Origin of the sequence: Bacteroides sp. ET489, from assembly GCF_030518095.1 — a bacterium.
Lineage (GTDB): Bacteria > Bacteroidota > Bacteroidia > Bacteroidales > Bacteroidaceae > Bacteroides > Bacteroides ndongoniae.
The window spans coordinates 65,691-90,468 of the sequence record NZ_JAULLJ010000008.1; the positions used below are offsets into that span (position 1 = coordinate 65,691).

At 49.4% G+C, this 24,778-nt stretch carries 18 protein-coding genes; 14 read left to right on the plus strand and 4 right to left on the minus strand.

Annotated features, from left to right (window positions below; genetic code table 11):
* The first annotated feature begins 2 nt into the window (after positions 1–2).
* From Q3C19_RS06525 to Q3C19_RS06535, 3 genes are all read left to right on the plus strand, one after another.
* Positions 3–1,460, plus strand: coding sequence for a glycoside hydrolase family 28 protein (locus Q3C19_RS06525; protein ID WP_302728065.1), 1,458 nt, complete (start codon positions 3–5; stop codon positions 1,458–1,460).
* A gap of 22 nt (positions 1,461–1,482) precedes the next feature.
* A complete protein-coding gene (locus tag Q3C19_RS06530) occupies positions 1,483–2,883 on the plus strand; it encodes a glycoside hydrolase family 28 protein (RefSeq protein ID WP_288910099.1) in 1,401 nt (466 codons plus the stop codon).
* 195 nt (positions 2,884–3,078) lie between these two features.
* On the plus strand, positions 3,079–4,347 hold the full coding sequence (locus Q3C19_RS06535; RefSeq protein ID WP_302728067.1) for a histidine-type phosphatase: 1,269 nt from the start codon (positions 3,079–3,081) through the stop codon (positions 4,345–4,347).
* Here Q3C19_RS06535 and hydF read toward each other — a convergent pair.
* Positions 4,340–5,527 (minus strand): [FeFe] hydrogenase H-cluster maturation GTPase HydF, encoded by a 1,188-nt coding sequence (gene hydF / locus Q3C19_RS06540; RefSeq protein ID WP_302728069.1) that lies wholly within the window; start codon positions 5,525–5,527, stop codon positions 4,340–4,342. The two genes, Q3C19_RS06535 and hydF, sit on opposite strands and share 8 nt — an antisense overlap.
* Before the next feature lie 178 nt (positions 5,528–5,705).
* On the opposite strand from hydF, the gene Q3C19_RS06545 reads away from it, so the two are divergent.
* From Q3C19_RS06545 to Q3C19_RS06575, 7 genes are all read left to right on the plus strand, one after another.
* Positions 5,706–5,921, plus strand: a complete 216-nt coding sequence (locus Q3C19_RS06545; RefSeq protein ID WP_302728071.1) for a DUF3791 domain-containing protein — start codon at positions 5,706–5,708, stop codon at positions 5,919–5,921.
* Complete coding sequence (locus tag Q3C19_RS06550) at positions 5,918–6,418, plus strand: DUF3990 domain-containing protein (RefSeq protein WP_302728073.1); 501 nt, start codon at positions 5,918–5,920, stop codon at positions 6,416–6,418. Before Q3C19_RS06545 ends, Q3C19_RS06550 begins: the two co-directional genes overlap by 4 nt.
* Before the next feature lie 13 nt (positions 6,419–6,431).
* A complete protein-coding gene (locus Q3C19_RS06555; protein ID WP_288180032.1) occupies positions 6,432–6,620 on the plus strand; it encodes a DUF3791 domain-containing protein in 189 nt (62 codons plus the stop codon).
* Positions 6,621–7,994: 1,374 nt separating this feature from the next.
* The gene (locus Q3C19_RS06560; RefSeq protein ID WP_302728077.1) at positions 7,995–11,003 is read left to right on the plus strand and encodes a TonB-dependent receptor; all 3,009 of its coding nucleotides are present in this window, start codon (positions 7,995–7,997) and stop codon (positions 11,001–11,003) included.
* Between the two features lie 25 nt (positions 11,004–11,028).
* Positions 11,029–12,702 carry a RagB/SusD family nutrient uptake outer membrane protein gene (locus Q3C19_RS06565; RefSeq protein WP_302728079.1) on the plus strand — a complete coding sequence of 558 codons (1,674 nt, stop codon included), beginning with the start codon at positions 11,029–11,031 and terminating at the stop codon, positions 12,700–12,702.
* Positions 12,703–13,199: 497 nt separating this feature from the next.
* On the plus strand, positions 13,200–15,494 hold the full coding sequence (locus tag Q3C19_RS06570; RefSeq protein ID WP_302728081.1) for a GH92 family glycosyl hydrolase: 2,295 nt from the start codon (positions 13,200–13,202) through the stop codon (positions 15,492–15,494).
* A gap of 234 nt (positions 15,495–15,728) precedes the next feature.
* Positions 15,729–16,274 carry a hypothetical protein gene (locus tag Q3C19_RS06575; protein WP_302728083.1) on the plus strand — a complete coding sequence of 182 codons (546 nt, stop codon included), beginning with the start codon at positions 15,729–15,731 and terminating at the stop codon, positions 16,272–16,274.
* 112 nt (positions 16,275–16,386) lie between these two features.
* Here the strand turns inward: Q3C19_RS06575 and Q3C19_RS06580 are convergent, their stop codons facing one another.
* Complete coding sequence (locus tag Q3C19_RS06580) at positions 16,387–17,394, minus strand: alpha/beta hydrolase (RefSeq protein WP_302728085.1); 1,008 nt, start codon at positions 17,392–17,394, stop codon at positions 16,387–16,389.
* Between the two features lie 117 nt (positions 17,395–17,511).
* Complete coding sequence (locus tag Q3C19_RS06585; protein ID WP_302728087.1) at positions 17,512–17,763, minus strand: type B 50S ribosomal protein L31; 252 nt, start codon at positions 17,761–17,763, stop codon at positions 17,512–17,514.
* Positions 17,764–18,063: 300 nt separating this feature from the next.
* On the opposite strand from Q3C19_RS06585, the gene Q3C19_RS06590 reads away from it, so the two are divergent.
* On the plus strand, positions 18,064–19,071 hold the full coding sequence (locus Q3C19_RS06590; protein ID WP_302728089.1) for an endonuclease/exonuclease/phosphatase family protein: 1,008 nt from the start codon (positions 18,064–18,066) through the stop codon (positions 19,069–19,071).
* Positions 19,072–19,285: 214 nt separating this feature from the next.
* A complete protein-coding gene (locus tag Q3C19_RS06595; RefSeq protein WP_302728091.1) occupies positions 19,286–20,290 on the plus strand; it encodes a class II fructose-bisphosphate aldolase in 1,005 nt (334 codons plus the stop codon).
* 107 nt (positions 20,291–20,397) lie between these two features.
* On the opposite strand, the gene Q3C19_RS06600 is transcribed toward Q3C19_RS06595, so the two are convergent.
* On the minus strand, positions 20,398–21,705 hold the full coding sequence (locus Q3C19_RS06600; protein WP_302728093.1) for a cytidylate kinase family protein: 1,308 nt from the start codon (positions 21,703–21,705) through the stop codon (positions 20,398–20,400).
* 130 nt (positions 21,706–21,835) lie between these two features.
* On the opposite strand from Q3C19_RS06600, the gene Q3C19_RS06605 reads away from it, so the two are divergent.
* On the plus strand, positions 21,836–22,699 hold the full coding sequence (locus tag Q3C19_RS06605; RefSeq protein ID WP_083380915.1) for a helix-turn-helix domain-containing protein: 864 nt from the start codon (positions 21,836–21,838) through the stop codon (positions 22,697–22,699).
* Positions 22,700–22,817: 118 nt separating this feature from the next.
* Positions 22,818–24,716 carry a CocE/NonD family hydrolase gene (locus Q3C19_RS06610; RefSeq protein ID WP_302728096.1) on the plus strand — a complete coding sequence of 633 codons (1,899 nt, stop codon included), beginning with the start codon at positions 22,818–22,820 and terminating at the stop codon, positions 24,714–24,716.
* Positions 24,717–24,778 lie beyond the last annotated feature (62 nt).

The following is a 24,778-nucleotide window of genomic DNA, read 5'->3' on the forward strand; positions in this document are numbered from 1 at the left end:
TTATGATACATAGAATATCTGCCAGTCTGTCCCTGTTGCTGTTTATCCCGTTCCTGTATGCCAGAGGCGGACATGCTCCGGTGTACGATGTGACTGCGTTCGGCGCGGTTTCCGATACTACGCTGCTTTCTACCGAGGCCTTCCAGCGGGCAGTCGATGCCTGCGCTGCCGATGGCGGAGGAACGGTATGGGTGCCTGCCGGCAATTACCTGTGTACGACGGTCATACTGAAAAGCAATGTCAACCTGCATTTGGATGCCGGTGCCACCGTTTATGCCAGTCGGAAAGTGTCCGACTATGAAGGATTCCGACGTAAAGTAGGGGCGGCTGATACCGGCGAAAGTGAAGTCCTGTTGGGGGCTTTCGATGCCGAGAATATATCGGTGACGGGAACCGGAACCCTGCACTGCCGTGCCGAACGCATCGGTTATCGGCGCAAGCCACAGACTGCTGTTACCGATTCGGTTACCGGTCGGGAGATAGCCAATGCCGCCCGTTACGGAGCCGACTATCAGAGCAAGTTCCGTAAAGTGCCGCCTTGTCCGGGAGCCATCAGCTTTGTTGGCTGCACCGGTGTATGCATCCGCGACATCCGGGTGGTCGAGTCTTCTTTCTGGTCCGTACATCTGCAATGGTGCGAACGGGTGACGGTAGATGGCGTTTACATCGCTTCTAACCGTCATAACGGGGTCAATGCCGACGGACTCGACATCGATGGGTGCAGCGACGTGAGGGTAAGTAACTGCCGTATCGATACCGGCGATGACGCTCTTTGCCTGAAGACAACCCGACAGGGAGGTAAGACTTTGCCTTGCAGTCAGATTACCATAACCAACTGCGTGCTGACCTCTTCGTCGGCTGCATTGAAGATCGGTACGGAGTCGCATGCCGATTTCGAGAATATTACTGTTTCCAACTGTGTCATTGACAAGGCAAACCGTGGATTGAATATGATTATCCGTGACGGTGGCAGTGCCCGCAACATCCTGTTTTCGAACATCGCCATCTCTACCTGCCGGAAAGAAACCTTCTGGTGGGGAAACGGAGACCCCGTCTGGTTTACCGTGCAGAAGCGGGGAGATAGTCCGTCGGGCACCATCGAGAATGTGACTCTGAGTCACATCATCGCTCACGGACAGAGTGGCATCCGTCTTGAAGGCTTCAGCCGGCGGATCAGAAACATTCGCCTGAACGACGTGCAGCTGTTTATGGAGCCGGAAGACGCGGTGGACAAGCGTTCGCGCAATGGGTTCCTGTTCGACGGAGTCGATAAGCTGTCGCTAATCGATTGCGAAGTGAACTGGAACATGCAGCATCCCGAACTTACTTGGGAGAGTGCTTACCTGTTCCGTCATGTAGACGGACTGCAATTAGTACGGACTTACGGCGACTGTGCACCGGGCAGCCAGTATCCGGCTTTCCGATACGAGCAGGTAGATCATATCCGAACAACCGATTAAACTTTTAACGAGCTTACGATATATGAGAACGAAACATTTGATTCTTGTCCTGTTCAGTCTGTTTCTGCTGAATGCGTGCCAGCAACGGCAGAACGGAGTTTACAACGTGATGGACTATGGAGCGGCGGGAGACGGAAAGACCGACGACGCAACTGCCATACAGCAGGCTGTTGATGCCTGTAGTGCCGCCGGAGGCGGAACCGTATTGCTCCCTTCGGGGCATACCTTTCTGTGTGGTCCGCTGAAGTTGGCTTCCGATGTCAATTTCCATCTGGAGCCCAACTCGCGCCTGTTGGCCAATCCTGACGAAAGTGTTTACACCGAAAGCGCTTTCGGCGAAAACCGTGGTGAAGGCATGATGTGGATCAGCGGAAAAGACCTGAAAAACCTGTCCATCACGGGTACAGGTACCATCGACGGTAACGGGGTAGCCTTTATGGGGAAGGAACTGGAGGATTCGTACGAACTGAAACCGGTGACGGACTTCGATCCGCGTCCGCATGTCTTGACCCTTATCAATGCCGAGAAGACAGTGATCAGAGATGTAACCATCTGCAACAGTGCCTACTGGACCATTCATCTGGTGGGTTGCTACGATGCGCTGATCGAAGGTATTTCCCTACTCAATAACCTGAAGATCCGCAATGGCGACGGCATCGACCTCGACCATTCGCGCAAGGTACGTATCGCCGACTGCTTTATCGAGTCGGGTGATGATTGCATCTGCCTGAAAAACAGACGTGAATTCGAAGAATACGGTTCGTGCGAAGACATTGTGGTGAGCAACTGTGTGATGACTTCCCGTTCGTGTGCCATCAAGATCGGGTCGGAGAATATGGATGTTATCAACAACGTGCTGTTCAACAATTGCATCATCCGGGGCAGCAACCGTGGAGTTGGCATTCAGAACCGTGACGAAGGCACGGTGACCAACGTTGTTTTCTCGAATATGCTTATCGACTGCCAGTTCTTTTCCGATGTGTGGTGGGGCAAGGCCGAGCCTATCTATGTGACTTCTTATCCGCGTGCCGTAGGCAATCACAAGGATGCCGGCTGGCGTTTTCCGAAGGGAGCTACCGAAGGACGTTGCGGAGAGGTGAGCCGTATTTACTTCACGAACATCAAGTGCACCAGCGAGAACGGCGTGTTTGTAGGCGGAGATGTACCGGGCAAGGTGAATCACATTTTCTTCAAGGACGTGGACGTATTGCTATACAAGCGTACCGGCTATCCCGGAGGAATCTACGACAAGCGTCCCTGTCTGGGCGAAGGTTTTGTACATGATAGCACGTACGGTTTCTACATCGATACGGCTTCAGACATTTATATAGAAGATTCGCGCATCATGTGGGGCGATACCAAGCCAGACAAGGCTGCTGACGGTGTGATGCAGAAGAATGCCCACAACGTGGTGATTGAATGAGCCGACCGGTTTCTGCCTGACAGTTAAGGAGCGAAAAGGAGGGAATCCGATACATTGCATCCCGCTTATTTCAGGCACGGATTACACGGATATTCGCAGATTTTTTTTATTCTTTATATCTTTTTTTCCGTGTAATCTCTGACTGAAAATAACAACTACTTTTGAAATTGAATGTCTATTGGTAAAAAACAGAATATGAAACGATTACTGATTACAATATACGCTTTTTGCAGTTTTCTGACGGTTTTCTCGCAAAGCCGTCCTACACCCGAGCAGTTGGGAAGTATCTATTATGCTTATCCGGCTCCGGCAGAGGCGCCTGCACCAGCTCCCGAAGGATATGAGCCGTTTTACATCAGTCATTACGGCCGTCATGGGTCTCGCTGGATGACGGACGATGTGCGTTATGTGGCGATGGTCAGTCTGTTCGATTCACTGTACCGGTACAATCAGCTGACGGCTTTGGGACAGGATGTCCGTCTGCGTTTGCATCGTGTGTGGGATGATGCTCGCGGACGCAGTGGTAACATCACACCGTTGGGTGAACGGCAGCATCACGACATTGCCGTTCGCATGTACCGTAATTTTCCGCAAGTGTTTCACGACAGTGCGGTGGTCGATGCGCGTTCTTCCACTTCGCTCCGTTGTGCAATGAGCATGAGTTATTTTACCGACGGACTGAAAGAACAGAACCCTTCCTTGCGCATCACACGCCGTGCTTATGGCGAGTATATGAACTACATCGCTTATACTTCGCCCGAAGGTGAGGCTTTTAGTTCCGAACAAGCAGCTTGGCGCAAGGATTTTCATGCTTTCGAAAGGCGTATGATACGTCCGGCCCGGTTAATGAAGTCGCTGTTTCTGCATGCCGAAAACTTTTCGGAGAAACAGTCGGCCGATGTCATGACGTCGCTTTATTGGATTGCTGCCGACATGCAGAATGTGGATTTGTGCGGGCAAGTGTCGTTTTACGACATCTTTCAGTACGACGAACTGCGCGACTTCTGGCGGACGGTGAATGCCCGCATGTATGTGTGCAATGCTGCTGCTCCGCTCAACGGAGGAGTGATGCCGCGCTGTGCTTCCAATCTGTTGAACGATATTGTAGTGAAAGCTGACGCAGCCATCAGTGGCGGAAACACGGATGCTGATTTACGCTTCGGACACGATACCCATCTCATCCGCTTGCTGGCCCTGATGCAGATGGAGGGCTGTGCAAATCAGGAAGCGGATATGGATAAGTTTCATCTGGCCTGGCAGGACTATAAGGTCTCGCCAATGGGAGCCAATTTGCAGCTTGTCTTCTATCGCGCCTCCGGAAAGGATGTACTGGTACGTTTTCTGCTGAACGAGCACGAAGCTAAACTTCCCATTCCGAGTGTAGAAGGTTCGTTCTATCGTTGGGAAGACGTGAAACGCTTCTGGCAGCAAGTGGCACCTGCACAGGGCGGGGACGTCAAATGACGATTTTGTCCAGTATGCCGTTCACCCAGGCGATGGTTACACCGTAGTTGGTCATCGGCACTCCTTGGCGACGGGCACTTTCGATGCGGCTCATGACGTGCTTGCGGTTGAACATGCACGCACCGCAATGAATAACGAGGTCGTAGCCCGTCAGGTCGTCGGGGAAGTCGGCTCCCGATACAATATCGATGCGTATACCTTCTCCCAGACGCTTGCGCAGCATACGGGGCAGTTTCACCCGGCCGATGTCTTCCGAGAGCGGAGCATGAGTGCAGGCTTCAGCTATCAGGATGCGGGCATCCTTTCCCAAACGGGCGATGCTGGCCGCGCCTTGCAGATAGTAGTCGATGTCTCCCTTTTGCCGGGCAAACAAGACGGAGAACGACGTCAGCAGACTTTCGGCAGGCTTTTGCTCATATACGGTGCGGAACACCTGCGAGTCGGTGATGATCAGTTGCGGCGCGCGCGACAGGGCTTGCAGCGTGTCGGCCAGCTTGTCGGTGGTGCAGCTCATCACCATGCATTTCCGGTCGAGCAGTTCGCGCAGCGTCTGTACCTGGGGTAGAATCAGTCTGCCTTTGGGCGCCTGGATGTCTTGCGGCATCACTAACAGTACCAAGTCACCTTCTGATACCAGATGCGACACGATGGCGGGTTGTACCGTTTCCGATGCCATACGTATCAGGGCTTCGCGGATGCCTTCTACTCCTTCGCCTGTCCGGGCACTGGCCACGAGCGGACGCACACCGGCTTTCTTACTTATAGCATCGGCCACGGTTTCGGCGTGGGGTAGCAGATCGGCCTTGTTCAGCACCAGCAGGGTGGGGATTTGCTTCTCCTTCAGCAATTGTAGCCAGTGCAGTTCGTCTTTCACCTCTTCATCCCTGCACACCAACAGGGCTACGTCGGCTTTTTGCATGACTTTCTGTGTCTTTTCTACACGCAGTGCACCCAACTCACCTTCATCGTCGAAGCCTGCCGTGTCGATGAATACGCACGGTCCCAGTCCGTGTACTTCCATGGCCTGATAGACCGGATCGGTGGTTGTGCCGGCGACATCGGACACTAATGCTGCCTGCTGATGGGTCAGCGCATTCAGCAGCGAAGATTTTCCACTGTTTCGTTTGCCCAGCAGAACAATGTGCAGGCGGTTGGAACGGGGAGTAGCTGTTAAACTCATAGTTGGGATATTTCTTTTTATTAGTGATTTATCAGTTCTAACTTATTTTGCTTTGATATAGCATTGGACCGACAAAGATAGCGAACTTTTCGGTAAAGCGAAAAAATCCACCCCAACGGGTTTGTATGTGATGAATAAGTTCTATATTTGCATATACCGCAAACCAAATTGTTAGTATATGAATTTTGAACAATTATGTTTTACTACGTTTTGTGTCGGGAGTTTGGCCGATGCCCTGAAAATGAGTGCCGGACAAGTGTATGACATGCTGCGTTCATCGGGTATCCTTACCGGATATCTGCTTCCGGGATACGATGTGTTGCATACGTTCAGCAAAGAGTATATTGTGGAAGACTTGCTTTCATGCATGAAAGAGAAAGGTGTATTGAAATGAAACTGTATCATGCTTCGGATATCGTTATAGAGAATCCTGATGTGTATCACTCGCGTGAGCATTTGGATTTTGGTAGAGGTTTTTACTTGACATCCATGCGAAGCCAGGCAGAAAAATACGCTCAGCGTTTTTTGTTGCGTGGTAAACGGGCTTTTGTTAATGAATATTTGCTGGATGAGGACTTGTCCGACTTTGTTGTGAAAGTATTTAAAAGTTATGATGAAGAATGGTTGGACTATGTGGGTAAATGCCGAAAGGGACTCAATGAAATGATGTATGACATTGTAGAAGGTGGTATAGCCAATGATAGAGTCTTTAACACGATAGATCTGTATTTTTCGGGAGCAATGAATAAAGAAGATGCGCTTGGAAGGTTAGCCTTTGAACATCCCAATCATCAGTTGTGCATATTAAATCAACATGTACTTTCGCATCACTTACATTTTGTAAAAGCTGAAGAAATAATGCCGGAAGGAGGTGGATATGTTGGCCGATAAAATAGTTTTGCAGATGAAATATGCGCGCATTGTCCGTCTGTTTGCTGATAGGTTACAGATTCCATACGAAGAGGCACTCGCTTTTTTCTATAATTCAGATACTTATAAACTTATCAGTAATGGGGTAGCAGATATGCACTGCCTCAGTGATGAATATCTTGCCGATGAATTGTTGATGGAATGGGAAAGTTCCTGTTCGTGAGCAACACTTGTACGGCTCCTGAGCAACACTTGTACGGTTCGCGAGCCGTGCTTGCAATACTCACGGGAGTTGCAGGCAATACTCGTGGACTTTGCTTGCAACATGCGTCGGGTTTGGTTGTAAGATGCGGCGGCATTGCTTTCAAAACCCGCCGACATTACTTGTTACGCCGGCTAACTACCGATGTTACGCCGCTAAAGTAGGTAGTTACAGTCGCCAAGTAGGAGTTTGGAAACGAAAAATGAAACATTAAAAATGAAGATGGCAGAGTGACCTTTTTTGTTCACGTCCGAAAATCCTTTTCTCTTTCACCCTCATCCTTCATCCCTCAACCTTCATCCCTCAACCTTCATCCCTCAACCCTCAACCCTTCACCCTCAACATTAAACCTTAAACCCACTATTTTGCCTTCACGCTTTCACCGGAGGATTTTCGCACTGATACACAGCAGGATATGGTGAAAGATGAAGCTTCACGCCCTTTCAATGAAAATTTGAAAATCTGCGTTCATCCGCCTTTCCCCTGTAGTCCGCGTATCTATCTTTCACCACAATTGTTTTATTATCAGTTGCTTACGGTGAAACTTCACCTGCGCCCTCTTATCAGCATTCGCTTTTTGATGTGAACCTTATGGGAAAACAGAAGTGGTACGTTGAGTAGCGTTACTGCACAAACTGTTGCAGTACAACTGCACGTATTGATGCAGTATCACTGCACTGACTGATGCAGTGTGACTGCACTAACTGTTGCAGTGAGGCTGCATAGTCTTTCCGTCCTGCCGGCTGTTAGGCCGTCGTATTTTTCCTCCTATGGGACGGGCAACAAGCAAGTAGCGAAGTTTTGGACAAGTAGGTGGAGGTATGTGTCGCTTTTCTCAAAAACATTTTTCTTTGTTGGTTTTTAGTAGGAGTAAAATAGTGAACTTTTGCAAATTGTTGATTAATAGACAATTGTGGTGAAAGATGAATGAGGATGATGAAAAGTTGGTTTACTATTTTCTCCCTATTTTGCGCTATTTTCTCCTCCTTCATTAGAGGCTTAGTGTATCTTTGCGACAACTGAAATCTAAGAATGAGCTATGGAAACAGCAATGAATGTATTTCTTCCATTGATCTGTTGCCTGTTGTTAAAAGGCAACATCGTCGGGAGCCTGTTTCTTTACACTTAGCAGTACAAATGATAAGAGTGAAGGAATGGGTTTGTTGTTTTTGTTCTTTCCCTAACTTTCTGTTTATTAGTTTGTTGTGTTCGTTTTGAAATGTTGTTGAAATCAATATGTAACATGCGGCTTTTACTTTTGCAGCCGGAAAAAAGAATGTGATAAATATATAAAATGAGAATAAAAACTGTTTTTTTTAACTAAAACTTTATTTTATGCTGAATGTACAATTAAAAGGAAAGAGAACATGGATGCAGAGTTTGCTCCTCGTCATGTTCTTGCTAAGCAGTACCTTAGCATTTGCACAGAACAAGGTGACGGGTACCGTAACCGATAAGACTGGTGCTCCGTTGCCGGGTGTTAATGTCCTCGAAAAAGGCACGACTAATGGTAGTATAACCGATGTGGACGGAAAGTACAGCATCAATGTTGAGAAAGGTAAAACATTGATGTTCTCCTATATTGGTTTTACAACAAGAGAGGTAGTCGTAAATCAAAATGTTATTGACATTGCTCTGCAGGAAGACCTTCAGGCACTTGACGAGGTAGTGGTTATCGGTTACGGTAGCATGACCCGTAAGGATGTGACCAGTTCTATTACAACGGTGAAAGCTGAAGATATGAATGTTGGTGTTATTACTTCACCTGCACAAATGTTACAAGGTAAAGTTCCTGGTTTGACTATCGCCAATACTAGCGATCCGAACGGCTCTGCTTCAATATCTTTACGTGGTGCTTCTTCATTGCGTACGGGCGAAGCTATGGAACCTTATTATGTCATTGATGGTGTGCCGGGTGTAAGCATCTCATTGGTATCACCTGAGGATATTGAGAGTATTGATGTATTGCGTGATGCTTCTGCGACAGCCATCTATGGTTCGAAAGCTGCCAACGGTGTTATCATTATCACTACAAAGAAAGGTAATCAAGATGGTCGTACCAGTGTAAACTATAGCGGCTATGTGGCTTGGGACAATACCATGAATACGCTGGATATGATGGATGCTAATGAATTGTTGGCTTATGCCAATGCTAACGGTGTTGATCTTTCCAACTATTGTGATATAAACAATCCTGCTAATACCAACTGGCAGGACGAAGTACTCCGTACCGGTTTCAGCCACAATCACAATGTTTCTATCAATGGTGGAAATAAGAAAACTTCTTATAGCGCTTCTATCAATTTTTTGGAACGTCAGGGTGTTGTGAAGGGTACTGATATGGATCGCTTGAATGCACGTTCTTATGTAAAAACTAAAGCTCTCAACGATCGTTTGGAAATTGCCCTTAACTTGAATGCCAGTGTTCGTAACAGTTCTACAGGTCCTACAAGTGGAACTGGTCAGAGTGTATTGGATGCCATGTATTACTACAGCCCGCTGGTACCTGTAAAGAATGCCGACGGAACCTGGTACAGTGACTTGCAGATTTCACAGAACTACAATCCGCTGTCAATGGTCAACGAAGACCGTTACGACACGAAGGAAAAACTGTTACAAGGTACTGCACAAGCTACATTGCACATTATCGATGGTCTGGACTGGAACCTGAACCTGTCTTATCAGAACCAACAGTACATCTATAGCATCTACAATTCTTCGCAGAGCCAGATACTCGGTGCCAAGCATGGCCAGGCTGACCGCAGCACTTTGGAGAACATCCGTAAGCAGATGGAAACTTACATCAACTGGGATCACACCTTTGCTGATGTACATAAGGTAGGTGTCATGCTGGGTTATTCTTGGGAACAGGCTGACAACAACGACGGTTTCGGACTGAGAGTCTACAACTTCTATAACGATGATCTGGGCTACCACAACATGGGTATGGCCAACAATATGGATATCAGTGATATCATCAGCAACAACCTTTCTACTTTGCGTATGATTTCGTTCTACGGACGTGTCAACTACAGCTTCAACAGCAAGTACCTGTTGCAGGCAACTGTTCGTCGCGATGGTTCTTCTGCTTTCGGTGTCAACAACCGTTGGGCTACCTTCCCCTCTGTATCTGCCGCATGGCGTATCACGGAAGAGGAATTTATGAAAAATCAGCATATCTTCGATGACTTGAAACTGCGTGTCGGCTACGGTGTCAGCGGTAACTCACTGGGATTCGATGCCTTTATTGCCCGTCCGCTCTATGGTGCAACAGGATGGTTCACTTATGTAAGTCCCGATGGTGTTTCTTCTGAATATCGTACGTTGGGTGCTACTCGTAACTCTAACCCCGACCTGAAGTGGGAGAGCACCAGTATGTTCAACATTGGTTTGGACTTCGGCTTCCTGAACAACCGTTTGACCGGTACTATCGAGTACTATGACAAGCGTACCAGCGACCTGATTTACGACTATCCGGTTTCTACCAACCGCTATCCGTTTGGAACAATGACTGCCAATGTGGGTGACATCAGTAACAAGGGTATTGAAGTTACAATCAATGCTATACCGGTGAAGACTCGCAACTTTACATGGACTACCTCTGTAAACTTGTCTCATAATAAGAACGTGGTTGAGAAACTGACCAATGCAACTTACTCTGTTCCTTATATTGACATGGCAGACCCTGACGTTGGTGGTTTCTCCGGAACTAATGTTCAGCGCATTATGGAAGGCTGTCCTATCGGTCAGTTCTATACCTACGAATGGGCTGGCTATAATGAGAACGGTAAGTCTGTTTTCAACGACTATGATGCTGACGGCAATCTGGTCGGAACTACAGATGCTCCGAAAGATGAAGACCGCCGCAAGACAGGTTCTGCACAGCCGAAGCTGACTTACGGATGGAACAACGAATTTACTTGGAAAAACTGGTCACTGACTGCATTCTTCCAGGGAGTTGCCGGAAACAAAATCTACAACGCAACCCGCAACTACTACAACAACGTAGGTTTGGTGGCAGCTGGTAAAAATGCATTAAGTGAGATTGCTACTGAGCAGAAGTTCAATGATTCTAATGCACAACGTCCTTCTGATCGTTATTTGGAAAACGGCTCTTATTTACGTTTGGCAACATTGACTTTGGGGTATAACTTCGGTAAGCTGGGAAATTGGGTCAACAATCTCCGTCTGTATGCTACTTGTAATAATGTATTTACTATTACTGGTTACAAAGGTCTTGACCCCGAAATCTATTTGGGTGGTTTGACTCCAGGTGTTGACTGGCGTAATACAACGTATCCACGTACACGTACATTTATGGTTGGTGTTAATGTAAACTTCTAACTCTTAACATAAGAGACATAAAGATATGAAAACAAGATATTTTATTTCTGCTGCCTTATTGGCACTTACAACTGTCGGTTGTACCGACTTGGATGTAGACATTAAGTCACAATATACTGAATATCCCAATTCAGAGATTGCCTTGAGTGCACGCATCAACAATGCTTACTATGCATTTCGTGGTGCTTTAGGACGTCGTTATGATGAACTTATTTCATGTAATTCTGATGAATATACGGCTGTCAGTTTCGATGGTGACTATCTGAATGGACGTGATATGTCTAATATTTCTCTTCACATGGTCGATGCTGATGCTAGTAACAGCCAGTTAGCTGTTTACAATGATATACAGGCTGGAATTGTCAATAGCAATCAAATATTGATGGATTTGGGAGAAGGAGAAGAAAATGTATCAGTTACTGCTCCTATCCGTGCGGTACGTGCTTTTTATACGTTCTTGTTGATGGATAATTGGGGCGATACGCCTATTATTGATTATAAGGTACTAGGAGATAGTAACGCTGCTATTGACCGTTCGCCACGTGCTGATGTTGCGCGTTGGATTGAATCGGAATTATTGGCAGTTCGTGACGATTGCCCAAGTGAAGTTTCCGAAGATACCTATGGTACTCCTACCTGCTGGATGGTAGATGCTTTATTAGCAAAGCTTTATATTAACTGGAATGTCTATACAAAGGATGTAACTAGTGCAGATTGGAATGCTAATGCCGATAATGAGAAACTGGCTGACTGTATTGCTGCTTGCGATCGTGTTATTGAATCTGGTAAATTCGATCTGAGTGATGACTATAAGGCTAAGTTCATGTATACCAATGGATCACAAATTAAGGATTTTATTTATGCGATGCCTTTTGATGCTGTTACTGCCGGTGGTATGACTTATGCTCGTTTCCGCACTTGGCGTCGTGGTCAGAATAGCAATGGTTTCTATAGCATTGAAATGACAAACTCTGTGGGTGGCAATATGACTTTGACTCCTGAATTCGTTGAGTTATTTTGTTTGCCGGGTGATCGTCGTAACGATGTGATTGCCGGTAATACCGGTGAAAATATCGGTATGACTACGTTTGATGTTTATCAGTATGATAATACAACCGGTATGCCGACCGATGTACGTAACACATATAATGGTCAGGATGTTACTTTCTCGAAGTCTATTACGTTGAAAAATGATCCGACAGCCAATCCTCCTGTTGTTCCTAATGCAGATCTTAACTGCGGTGCAGACATGACAGGTTGGACACAAGGTTATCGTTCCATAAAGTTCTTCCCTGATATCAATGATTATAATGTGTATAGTCGTAATCAGGATAACGATGTACCTATCTTCCGTTATGCTGATATTATTTTGATGAAGTGCGAGGCTATTACCCGTGGCGGTTCGGCTACATTGGGTGACACTCCAATGAGTTTGTTCAATGAGATTCGTGCGTATGTCAACGCTCCGCTTATCGAGAGCAATCCTTCTTTGCAGGATATTTTGGATGAACGTGGTCGTGAATTCTTGGATGAACACTGGCGTCGTAACGACTTAATCCGTTTCGGTGACTTCGAACGTGATTGGGGCTTCAAGAATGATTTTAATCCTAATGCTTCAAATCCGCAATATCGTTTGTTGCCGTTAGCTCGTGACGTGTTGAATGCCAACACCAACTGGTCACAGAACCCTGGATACTAATCACTCGTAATACATTTTAAGGTAAAATAGCCGATTGTTTTATTTAGTGTTTTAAAAGGGAAAGCCTTGTGTTGCATCTATAGTCGTGTACTTTGGGTGACAATGCAAGGCTTTTGTGTTTATACTTTTGAATGATTCTGAAAACGGAATGTTTCTCTGGCAGGATGGTGTCCGAAAAAATGTATAGTTAGGAAAAAAATATTCTCTAACTGGAAAAAATTTTTTTCCTAACTGGGAAAAAATATCGGCATAATACCGCTTTGGAAATACATCCGTTGGAAATGAAGTAAAATGTAAATAATAAGAATACTCAACTTTTGCAAGCTCAAGTTGCAGTTGACAAGTAACAAGTAGACGAGTTGACAAGGTGTTTGCAGCGAAGCGTCTCAAGCGACACTTTATCAAACAGGGTATTTCGGTCCTTGTAAACTTGTTGACTGAAGCCTTGTCAACTGATAAGTTGAGCACTTGCGAAACTTAAATAAGAATAGATAACTATGAATATGCAACGTTTATGGGGCAGTGTGCTGTTGGCCTTTCTGTTGACAAGCGGTACAGCTGCCGTGGCTCGTGATAGGCAGGCAGAGCCGGAAAAAACTTTGACGGACTACGTCGATCCGCGTATCGGTTCCGAAGGACTGGGGCGTGTCTTTATCGGTCCGTCGTGTCCCTTCGGCATGGTGAAACCCTCGCCCGACTGTACACCTTCTCCCAACAGTGGCTGGTTGCCGATGCCCGAACGGGTAGACGGTTTTGCCCAGGTGCACGTCAGCGGCACAGGGGGCGGACCGAAGTATGGCAATGTGCTGGTGACTCCTTTCTGTGGAGCATTGGACCGCACGCAACATCTCGATTACCGCGAGTACGAAAATATACGCTTGGGCTACTACGACACCCGTTTCAAGCAGAGCGGCATCCGTACGGAGATAACTACCGCCGAGCGAGCCTCGTTCTACCGCTTTACTTATCCCGAGGTGGCGGACAAGGCACTGGCCATCGACGCCGGTTTCTTCTTGGGCGAAAGTCCGGTGCCCGACGCACGCGAGGCCCAGCAGTTTGTGGGCTCGGAGATACAGATACTGTCCGACCGGGAAGTGTGCGGATATACCCGCATTCGTGGCGGATGGAACAACGGGCGTGCCTATACGGTTTACTTTTATGCCGAAACCGACCGCCCCTTCAGCGAATGGGCTACGTGGAAAGGCGACAGCCTCACTGCCGATCGCACGCAGTACGATTCGCATCAGAAGACGGGGGCTTTGCTTCGTTTCGAAGGCGATGCCACTACACTACAGCTGAAGGTGGGCATCTCTTTCCTGAGCTGTCTGCGCGCCGAGGCCAACGCACACAGCGAGATTCCTCACTGGTCGTTCGACGAGGTGCATCGTCAGCTCCTGGACAAGTGGGAAGCACTGCTCTCGAAAATCGAGATTGACGAGAAGGCTCCGGAAGCACACAAACGGATGTTCTATACCGGATTGTATCATACGATGCTGATGCCTGTGGACCGTACGGGCGAGAACCCGCTCTGGAGTGACCCCGAACCTTATTACGACGACTTTTATGCCATTTGGGATACGTACCGCACGTCGTCGCCCCTGATTACGCTGATCGATCCGAAGCGTGAAGCCGACATCGTCCGTTCGCTGGTGAACATCTACAAGCGCGACGGCTACATGCCCGATGCCCGGAGCGGTAACTGCAACGGACGTACACAAGGTGGGTCGAATGCCGAAATCGTCATAGCCGATGCGTTTGTGAAAGGGCTGGAGGACATCGATTACGAACTGGCTCTGCAAGCCATGCTGAAAGACGCTACCGTAGACCCGGGTGCCAACCACGAGGCCGAAGGACGTGGTGGCTTGCGCGAGTATCTGGAACTGGGGTATGTTCCCTGGGGCATCGACCGTGCCGGAAACCGTACGGTGGAATACAGCTATTGCGACTATGCCATTGCCCTCGTGGCCAAGGGACTGGGAAAGGAGGAACTGTACCAGCACTACCTGAAGCAGAGCGGCAACTGGAAAAAACTGTGGCGCGACGACTACGAACACAGCGGGGCACGGGGCTTCATCATGCCGCGCGATGCCGATGGCCAATGGCTGGACAGCCTGCCCTACGGACACAGCCGCGTGATGCAACCCAAGTATGTCTACACGCCTATGACGTTTGAAGGACCGTGGTACACGCCCTGGTGGAGCATGTTCTTCTATGAGGCTTCTTCGTGGGAATATTCCCTGAGCATTCCGCACGACGTACCGGGACTGATTGAGAAATGTGGTGGTCCGCAGGCTTTCGAGCAACGACTGGACACTTTCTTTATCCGCAATTATTATAATGTGAACAACGAACCTTCGTTCCTTACTCCCTGTCTGTATCACTGGCTGGGCAAGCCTTGGCGCAGTAGCGACCGTATCCATACGATTCTGGCAGAAAGCTATAACGACGGTCCTGTAGGTCTGCCGGGCAACGACGATTCGGGGGCCATGTCTTCGTGGCTGGCTTTCCACATGATGGGGCTTTATCCCAACGCCGGTCAGGACTATTACCTGATAAACACACCGTTGCTTCGTACCACTACGCTGCATCTGGCGAACGGATACGACTTCCGGATTGTGGCCGACGGCCTTTCGGAAAAGAACCGTTATGTGCAGAGTGCTACCCTGAACGGGGAAGATTATCCGTGGTCGGCATTGCGCCACAAGGACCTGATGGCCGGTGGCACGCTGGTGCTGAAGATGGGAAAGAAGCCTTCGGAGTGGGGCAAGGAGATGTTTAAACCGAATCATTGATTGAAGTTCCGACATATCCTTTTATGCAAAACTTGCAGGAGTTAAAGAAGTGAGAATGAGAAAATGAAGAATGAGGAATGAAGAATGAAGAATTTCTACGACTCATTAACCATTAACCATTAATCATTAACCATTAACCATTCCCCCTCGGCTTTTAACTTCTAACAGAGCAAAGCAAAGTGGTAACTTCTTAACTTCCAGCGAAATATTAAACCCGAAACTTAAGTAAGAAATATGAAAGCTAAATATTTGATTACTTTGCTCCTGTTGCTGGCTATGGGAACGGGAGCTGCGGCACAAAGTGCCATACCGGATACGTTGCTGTTTGTCTTCAAGCTGCACGGGCAGACACGCAAATACCAAATGAGTTTCACCCAGCGAAAAGATTCTGTTGTGCTGGACTGGCGTATTCTGCGTAACCTGCGCTGGCAGAAAGGTTCATATACGCTGACTCCGGCAGCCATGGAAAGCGGAGAGGTGCTTAGTTTCCTGATGCCTGAGGACGGGAGGAAGGTAGTGCTGTCCGATCGGGAAACGGCCTATCTGATTTCGCGTAAGGCATACCGTCAGTTGAAGGCTAACCGCCGTTTGGCATATAACTGTACCGAATATGAATGGTTGGACAACAACGAACACGTTTCGGGACATGCCTTGCTGCACGTGCGCGACGTTCAGGAAGGGGCGGAGATGTGGATTTGGGATAATCCAGCATTGCCCCTCGTATGGCGTATGAAGGAGAATCCGTTAGAGGTGAACTGGGAAGTGCAAGTATTGAAATGATAAGCGGATGCCGACGAGATGTTGCTGCCGAGTGGAGCAACTTTGGATCATATGAAAAAGAGCAAAAGTCCGACGAGAGCTTTTGCTCTTTTTTCTGAATGGTTGTTGCCAGCTATTTCTGTTGGTTGCTGTCGGCTGTGGCATCGGTCCCGGCAGTGCCGGCCAGATGCTTTTTAAACCAGTTGACAACCGTATCGATAAGGGCCGGTTGATACCAGTACAGGTCGCCATGTCCGGCTCCTTCTACTACAATGTAGTCGGGCTTGTTGCCTTTCTCGACCATGGCCTTGTACAGTTGCTCACTCTGAACCGGTGATACTAACGGGTCGGCAGAACCGTGCATGATGAGGAATGGAGGCAGATTGCTTTTGACGTGTCCCATTGGACTGGCATCCAAAGCTTTTTTCGGATCGCTCAGGATGCTACTGCCTGCAAAGTTGAAAAAGGCTGGACCGTGTACCAGCAATGCTTCGGTGACGGCTGGCGAGGCATGTACTTTTTGTATGTCTTCCGAGTAACCTTCACCTATATTCATCAGATTGCTGATGCCGTAGATGGTTGCGGCGGCCTGTACATCGGAAGAAACTTCGGTGAAGTCGCCTGCGTCGAATTGTTTTTCACCGTTGGTCGTTCCTACCATCTGGGCTACATAGCCTCCTGCCGAGTCGCCTATGACTCCGATGCGTTGCGGATCGATGCCAAACTGACCGGCATGGGCACGCAGGTAGCGAACGGCAGATTTGGCATCGATGACAAGTGCCGGAAAGCGGTCGGGGACGGTTCGGTATTCGGCGGCTGCCACTACGAAGCCGGCTTTGGCAAGTGCCATTCGCATTGCGATGAAGCTGTCGTGGTTGGCCGACATGAAACCTCCTCCCGGGTAAAAGACAATGGCAGGTTTGGGCTGGGGGGTGCGCGGAACGAGCAGCGTCATTCTGAGCTGGCGGTTGGTGGGGAATGTAATTTGTGAATAGATCACATTACTGATAACATCAACGGGTGTTTCGGTGATTTCTACTTTCAGGGTTTGCCTGCCCGGTGCTTCGGCTGTTTGTGCTGAAGCCTGGAAAGTGGTTGGCAGCAATCCGGCAAGCAGGGATGCAAATACATATTTTTTCATGATACGGTTATTTTGATTGTTGAAACATTCAGGGGTATGAAGTTGTCGGATATAAAGGAAAGGGGATGTATCATTGCAGACACATCCCCTTTCCTCTTACGGGTGTAGCGTAGAGAGTTATTTCTTACGGTTACCGTAACGGCTCATGAACTTATCTACACGACCGGCAGTGTCAACCAACTTGGACTTACCAGTATAGAACGGGTGAGAAGAACTGGAGATTTCCAGCTTTACCAACGGATAAGTTTCGCCTTCGAATTCGATAGTCTCTTTCGTGTTTATAGTAGAACGAGACAGGAACATGTCGCCATTTGACATATCTTTGAATACTACCGGACGGTAATTTTCAGGATGAATACCTTTTTTCATTTCGCTATTTGCTTTTTTAATTATTATTCGGTTACTATCTTGGTAATAAATAGTGTAATGGTCTATCTTTACTTTTCAGGCTGCAAAGATAGTGCTATTTATTGAAACAGAAAAAAAGTTCGGCTAAAAAATAGGTTTATCTCGTTTTATTTCTTTTTTTTGCACCTGAAACAGGAGTTGAAGGCTGTTTGACCGGACTGCGTGTCCGTGCCTGAAGGAAGCAATTTCTTCGTTTGATACACCCGCCTTGGGCTGGTAGCACTGCTCCTGAATTTCACTAACTTAAGTTGTTTTATTAATATGAAAAGACTGTTCTTTCTATGGATGTTCACTTTCTGTCTGGTTGTGGCGGAAGCGCAGAACACGAAGCGCGATTTGTACAGCGTAGCGTTTTATAATCTTGAGAATCTGTTTGATACCATTCATGATGAAGGTAAGAACGATTACGATTTCTTGCCCGACGGCAGTTATAAGTGGAATTCGAAGAAGTACGAGGCTAAACTGGAGAACATGGCCAAGGTGCTGTCGTCGCTGTCGCGCGACGTGGTCGAAGAGGGACCGGCCTTTATCGGAGTGGCCGAAGTAGAAAACAGCCGGGTGCTGACCGACCTGCTGAAACAGCCTCCCATGTCTCACTATAAGTTTATCCATTACGAAGGTCCCGACAAACGGGGCATCGATTGTGCGTTGCTTTACGATCCGCAACAGTTCGAGGTGAATACGTCGAAGCTGGTACTGTCCGAACCTTATCAGGGCGACACGGTGCATCTGACACGCGGCTTCCTGATTGTGGAGGGCAGATTGGCCGGTGAGCGGGTGTGTGTCATCGTCAATCACTGGCCTTCGCGTGGAGCAAAGTCGCCGGTGCGGGTACACGCAGCACGCCAGGTGCGGGTGTTGGCCGACTCCTTGCAGCATGAATACCGGAAGCTGAAGCTGATTGTGATGGGCGACATGAACGACGACCCGATGGATGAAAGCATGCAGACGCTGGGCGCACGTAAATATAAGAAAGAGGTGAAGAAGGATGAATTCTATAATCCCTGGTGGGAGACGCTGGAGGACAAGGGAGTGGGAACACTGCTCTACCGTGGTAAGTGGAATCTGTTCGACCAGATTGTCCTGTCGAAACCGCTTCTGAAGAAGCGCCGCGGACTGCGTTTCGACCACAGCGAAGTGTTCCTGCGCGATTACCTGATACAGCAGGACGGCAAGTACAAAGGTTCGCCTTTGCGTACGCACGGCGGGCGCACGTGGCTGAACGGCTACAGCGACCATCTGCCTACCATTATTTATTTAAGAAAATGACAGAAAGTACTGTTGCGGCAACCGGCTGTTGACGGGGGCAAACTTTGCAACATGGACTTTACAATCTTTTGTTAAAACTCTTCAAACACTTGAAAAATGTTTGTTTTTCTTTTGTTTGAGGAGTTTTTTTATCGGGGTAGGTGTCCGCAATTTGAATGAGAATGTTTACTTTTGCACAGAATTTTAATTCACTAACAATAAACTTTTAAACAAAATGGTTAATTACAAAGAATTAGGCCTTGTGAACACAAGAGATATGTTTGCTCGTGCCATTAAAGGTGGATATGCCATCCCGGCTTTCAACTTCAACAATATGGAGCAATTGCAGGCCATCGTAAAGGCTGCCGTTGAAACTAAATCTCCGGTTATCCTGCAGGTTTCCAAAGGCGCACGTAACTATGCCAATGCTACATTGCTGCGCTACATGGCTGAAGGTGCTGTAGAATATGCTAAGGAACTGGGTTGCGCTCATCCTGAAATTGTGCTCCACCTGGACCACGGTGACAGCTTCGAACTTTGCAAGTCTTGCATCGACATGGGCTTCTCTTCTGTAATGATCGACGGTTCTCACCTGCCTTACGAAGAGAACGTAGCTTTGACGAAGAAGGTTGTTGACTACGCTCATCAGTTTGATGTAACTGTAGAAGGCGAGCTGGGTGTATTGGCCGGTGTAGAAGATGAAGTTTCTGCTGAGCATCATACTTATACTGACCCTGAAGAGGTTATCGACTTTGCTACTCGCACCGGTTGCGACAGCTTGGCTATCTCTATCGGTACTTCTCACGGTGCTTACAAGTTCAAACCCGAACAATGTCACGTTGATCCGGCTACCGGCCGTCTGGTTCCTCCTCCTTTGGCTTTCGATGTACTCGACGCCGTTATGGAGAAACTGCCGGGCTTCCCCATCGTTTTGCACGGATCTTCTTCAGTTCCTCAGGAAGAAGTGGATACTATCAACAAATATGGTGGCAAGCTGGAAGCTGCTATCGGTATCCCCGAAGACGAGTTGCGTAAGGCTGCCAAGTCGGCTGTTTGCAAGATCAATATCGACTCAGACTCTCGTCTGGCCATGACTGCTGCTATCCGCAAGGTGCTGGCTGAGAAACCGGGAGAGTTCGATCCGCGTAAATATCTGGGTCCGGCTCGTGACAACATGGAGAAGATGTACAAGCACAAAATCATCAATGTGCTGGGTTCAGACGGCAAGTTGGCTGAATAATCTTTCTCAACCAGTTTTTAAAATAGAAAAGGAAGCTGCTTCCCCTTGTGGGAGCAGCTTTTTTTGTGTCTGTACCTGAGGCACTCGGCCGGTCGGACGACAGGCGGTTATTCGTGTGAAGCCGGTTGGGGAAATCGGTGATAGAGGTCTTTGATCAGCTGACAGGCTTCTTGCAGACCGATGCTTCCGGTGTTGATCATCAGGTGATAATGGTGCGGGTCGGCCCATTTGTTGCCTGTATAATATTCGTAGTGGTGGATGCGGTTGCGGTTGATGCGGCGTATTTCGGCTTCGGCTTTGTCACGGGGGATGTTGTACTGGCCGATGCAGCGGTCAAGGGCGCTTGGCTGGTCGCAATAGCAGAATACCTTCAGTACGTTCGGTTCGTCTTTCAGTACAAAGTCGGCACAGCGGCCTACAATGATACAGGGGCCTTTCGCGGCTAGTTCCTGTATGATTTTGCTTTCGGCTACGAACAGTACGTCTTCGGGCGAAAGGCTGGACTCCAACGGTTGTTCGCTGTTTTTGGAGAGGATGCACTTCAGCCAGAAGGAGGGAATGGACTGTTCGTTCTTGGCGATGTACTGCTCGTCCATGTTACTGCGCTGGGCGGCGAGGTGGATGAACTCTTTGTCGTACAGGCGGATGCCTAATTCCTTCGACAACATTTCGCCCAGCAGGTGCCCGCCGCTTCCGTACTCGCGAGCAATGGTGATGATGATGTGGCGGCTGCTTCTTGCGGTGGTCTTCTTCAGTTGGTCGGGACTGCCAATCCACTTGTCTAAGAAGCGGTAGTAGGGACTGACGAAGTGGACTATCGGGCCGACGGCCAAGGCGGCCACTACCGTACCTTCGCGCACGCCTTCGATGTCCGAAAGGAAAAAGAGCGACAGCAGACAGGCAATGACCAGCAGGCTGACATCGAAGCCCAACTTGACAAAGCCGAAGTTACCGTGGAAGCGCTTGGTGATGACGTTGACAAAATATTCGCCGGCCATCATGGCTACGTTCGCCTTGACTTCCAGTGCGATGCCCAAGGCCAGAATGACGCAGCCCACCAGCAGGGCTACGACCTGTCCTACGTAGGTGGACGGGTGAAGCCAGAAGAGGATGAACATGGAGAAGTCGATGAACAGTCCGAAGCAGCAGGCGATGGGTATCTGCAGCGCATACATTTGCCAGTCGGCTTTCAGCTCTTTGCGCGTCATCAGGAGGGGTTCGAGGACGACGAACAGCAGGTTGAGCAGGATGGTCCATATGCCTATGGTATAAGGAGTGAACATGCTCAGCACGTAGGTGACGCTGGTGATGGGCGAGGTGCCCAGCAGGGCTTTGGTGATGAAGGCAATGCCAAAAGCATTGATGAACAGGGAAATAACGAACAGCAGGAAACGCCTGGACTTATATACTTGCATAATAATGGATGTGTTTTGTTGAATCGTCGGCAAAGTTCTGACTTTTTTTCCGGTTGCGGTGCATAAAAAGGCGACCTTTCTTGGTCGAAAACGAAACGCTGCTTACTTTTGCCGAATAAAACTCATCGTTATGGAAATCTCTGCATGGCAACTGGCGGGAGAGGGGGAAAAGGCGCGGCCATTCCCTTTCGGCTATTTTACGGAAGAAGCACTTGCGGACAACAGGCAGATACTGATCGAGAAGGGATTTTACTTCTGGCTCGTCGTAAACGGAACGGCGACCGTATCCGATGCTTATCATGCTTATGCGTTGTCGGCGGGGCAGCTGCTGGTGGTGACTCCCAGTGTGTCGGCCACGCTGGACGGCATGAGTGCGGACTTCTCCTTCGTCTGCCTCTACATCGATCCCGATTATTACGACGGCCTTTCCGAAGGGCAGCTGGTGTACAACCAGGTGTCGCAGTTCATCGGAAACTATCGTTTGCCGGTCTTTTCGCTGAATGCCGTACAGGCCGGCTACCTGCAGAAGTCGCTGGAGCTGTTTGCGGACAGGTTGCAGGCGATGCAGCTCTATCGTGACGGAGCTGTCAGACATTTATGCAGCTTTGTGCTGCTGCAGATGGCCGATGCGCTGTATGGGAAGAACCGGGAAGAGGCAACCTGCGTGAAACGTTCGAGCGAGATATTCCGAAACTTCAAGCGTCTGCTGGTGCATCACTACCGCGAGCAGCACAACATCGGCTTCTATGCCGACCGGTTGAACATATCGACTACCTATCTGTCGCGCATCGTCAAGGAGATTACCGGGCATACGGTCTGTTTCCACATCTCGGAGCTGCTGTGTGCCGACGCCCGGAAACTGTTGGAGTGTACCGACCTTGACGTCAAGGAGATAGCCGACGAACTGGGATTCTCCGACCAGTCGGTCTTCGGGAAGTTCTTTGTCCGCAAGACGGGGCTTTCGCCTGTGAAGTTCCGGATGCGGCAAGAGTGACTTTTGTTTCGTATTCAACGAATTCCGTTTCTTGTTTTGATAACGTTTTCCGGAGAAGAATGCCGAACTTTGCCGCCGGAATACAAACGAATGTGTCATTCATAAAAACGCAAATCATATGAGAAAGCATTGGATTTATACAGGAGTTCTGGCACTCCTGGCCGTCTGCACGCAGCGTGCGGCGGCACAACAGGAAGTCACCTTGCACGATGCCGGCGGCAAGGAGATAAAGGTACCCATGCGCAAGGTTTTGCCGGTCAGTGCAGACCGTGTGCGCTATCCGGGTTTCCGGCAGGAGACACTGGTGCTGAAGGCCGGCAGTGTGCGTCGCGAGGGAGCCAAACCGCTGACCTGCGACATTCTGCTGGAAAGAGATGTTCCCATCAAACTGCGCAACGGTGTCACCATCTATGCCGATGTGTTCCGTCCGACCGATGGCAAACCCTGTCCTGCCATCCTGGTGTGGAGCCCTTACGGGAAGGAGATTGGCGGGCAGATGCTGGACGATGTGCCGATGCGGGCCGGTGTGCCGGTAGAGGCCACTTCGGGATTAGAGAAGTTTGAAGGACCCGACCCCGCCTACTGGGTGAACCACGGGTATGCCATCGTGAATGTGGACAAGCGTGGCGCCTATATGTCTGAGGGCAACCTGCTGTACTGGGGACACGAGGACGCGCTGGACGGTTGCGACGTCATCGAGTGGATTGCTTCGCGCGACTGGTGTACGGGCAAGGTCGGCATGTCGGGCAACTCGTGGCTGACCGTTTCGCAATGGTTCATCGCTGCCGAGCGGCCGGAACACTTGGCTGCCATCGCTCCGTGGGAAGGATTCTGCGACCACTATCGTGAGTCGGGTACAAGGGGCGGCATCCCGACACCGGAGTTTCCGGAGATGATTGCCGAAACTTTCTCGTCGGCTCACGGCATGCTGGAAGACCAGCCGCGCATGATTGTCGAAGAGCCGCTGATGTGCGACTACTGGCAGGACAAGGCGGCGCGTGTGGAGAACATCGAAATACCGGCCTACGTGGTGGCCAGCTACACCAACTCGGTGCATACGCACGGCACCTTTGCCGGATACCGCCGCATGGCGTCGAAGGAAAAGTGGCTGCGCGTGCACAACACGCAGGAGTGGTTCGACTACTATACACCCGAAAACGTGGAAGACCTGCGCCGCTTCTTCGACCATTACCTGAAGGGCTTGGACAACGGTTGGGAGCAGACTCCGAAAGTGCGTCTGTCGGTGCTTAACCCCGGCGGTCACGACATTGTGGGCCGTGCGGAAGAAGAGTTTCCGCTGGCACGTACCGTTTACCGGAAGCTCTACCTGTCGGCTGCGGACAGTACGTTGCTCACCGCCTTGCCCGAACAGGAAAACGTCAACACATACCAGTCGGCCGCTGACTGTCATCAGGTGAACTACCGTTACCGCATGGACAAGCCCACCGAGATTACCGGCTACATGAAGCTGCACCTGTGGGTGGCAGCCCCCGACAACGACGACATGGACCTGTCCGTCCGCGTGGAGAAACTGTCGAAAGACGGGCAGCCCATTCCCGACCGCACAGGCAACCGCATTGCCGCTACCGGACAGATGCGTGTCTCCATGCGTCAGCTGGATACGCTCCGCACAACCGAAGCCGAGCCTTACTATCCCTTCACCACCGTGCAGAAGCTGAAGCCGGGCGAGATTGTCCCCGTGGAGATTGAAATCTGGCCGATGGGACTTTTCTTCGAGAAAGGCGAGATACTGCAACTGACGGTCGGCGCCTATCAGCCCGAAAAGGCCGCCATACCTTTCGGCTCGGCACACATCACCGTGCCCAAGGAGGACTTTACCTACATGCCCGGCCAGCAGCCGGAGATGATGACGCTGGGCGGCAATGCCGACGAGTGTGCCGACCCCGCCGAAGTAGTCACGTCGCCTGCTACGCACAACGTGGGAAGGCATTGCATTTACACCGGAGGCCGGTACGACAGCTATCTCTACATCCCCGAGATTCCGGCGAAGGAGTAAGGCCTACAGGGGAACCGACCGTTTTGTCAAAATGACATTTTGATTTCCCGACCGCCTGAGAA

What these genes read in the sequence shown, in the direction of transcription:
- Q3C19_RS06560 (WP_302728077.1), top strand. Translation starts at nt 7,995, where the DNA reads ATGCTGAATGTACAATTAAAAGGAAAGAGAACATGGATGCAGAGTTTG.
- Q3C19_RS06585 (WP_302728087.1), bottom strand. Translation starts at nt 17,763, where the DNA reads ATGAAAAAAGGTATTCATCCTGAAAATTACCGTCCGGTAGTATTCAAA.
- Q3C19_RS06590 (WP_302728089.1), top strand. Translation starts at nt 18,064, where the DNA reads ATGAAAAGACTGTTCTTTCTATGGATGTTCACTTTCTGTCTGGTTGTG.
- Q3C19_RS06595 (WP_302728091.1), top strand. Translation starts at nt 19,286, where the DNA reads ATGGTTAATTACAAAGAATTAGGCCTTGTGAACACAAGAGATATGTTT.
- Q3C19_RS06525 (WP_302728065.1), top strand. Translation starts at nt 3, where the DNA reads ATGATACATAGAATATCTGCCAGTCTGTCCCTGTTGCTGTTTATCCCG.
- Q3C19_RS06575 (WP_302728083.1), top strand. Translation starts at nt 15,729, where the DNA reads ATGAAAGCTAAATATTTGATTACTTTGCTCCTGTTGCTGGCTATGGGA.
- hydF (WP_302728069.1), bottom strand. Translation starts at nt 5,527, where the DNA reads ATGAGTTTAACAGCTACTCCCCGTTCCAACCGCCTGCACATTGTTCTG.
- Q3C19_RS06605 (WP_083380915.1), top strand. Translation starts at nt 21,836, where the DNA reads ATGGAAATCTCTGCATGGCAACTGGCGGGAGAGGGGGAAAAGGCGCGG.
- Q3C19_RS06530 (WP_288910099.1), top strand. Translation starts at nt 1,483, where the DNA reads ATGAGAACGAAACATTTGATTCTTGTCCTGTTCAGTCTGTTTCTGCTG.
- Q3C19_RS06545 (WP_302728071.1), top strand. Translation starts at nt 5,706, where the DNA reads ATGAATTTTGAACAATTATGTTTTACTACGTTTTGTGTCGGGAGTTTG.
- Q3C19_RS06565 (WP_302728079.1), top strand. Translation starts at nt 11,029, where the DNA reads ATGAAAACAAGATATTTTATTTCTGCTGCCTTATTGGCACTTACAACT.
- Q3C19_RS06610 (WP_302728096.1), top strand. Translation starts at nt 22,818, where the DNA reads ATGAGAAAGCATTGGATTTATACAGGAGTTCTGGCACTCCTGGCCGTC.
- Q3C19_RS06535 (WP_302728067.1), top strand. Translation starts at nt 3,079, where the DNA reads ATGAAACGATTACTGATTACAATATACGCTTTTTGCAGTTTTCTGACG.
- Q3C19_RS06600 (WP_302728093.1), bottom strand. Translation starts at nt 21,705, where the DNA reads ATGCAAGTATATAAGTCCAGGCGTTTCCTGCTGTTCGTTATTTCCCTG.
- Q3C19_RS06570 (WP_302728081.1), top strand. Translation starts at nt 13,200, where the DNA reads ATGAATATGCAACGTTTATGGGGCAGTGTGCTGTTGGCCTTTCTGTTG.
- Q3C19_RS06580 (WP_302728085.1), bottom strand. Translation starts at nt 17,394, where the DNA reads ATGAAAAAATATGTATTTGCATCCCTGCTTGCCGGATTGCTGCCAACC.
- Q3C19_RS06550 (WP_302728073.1), top strand. Translation starts at nt 5,918, where the DNA reads ATGAAACTGTATCATGCTTCGGATATCGTTATAGAGAATCCTGATGTG.
- Q3C19_RS06555 (WP_288180032.1), top strand. Translation starts at nt 6,432, where the DNA reads ATGAAATATGCGCGCATTGTCCGTCTGTTTGCTGATAGGTTACAGATT.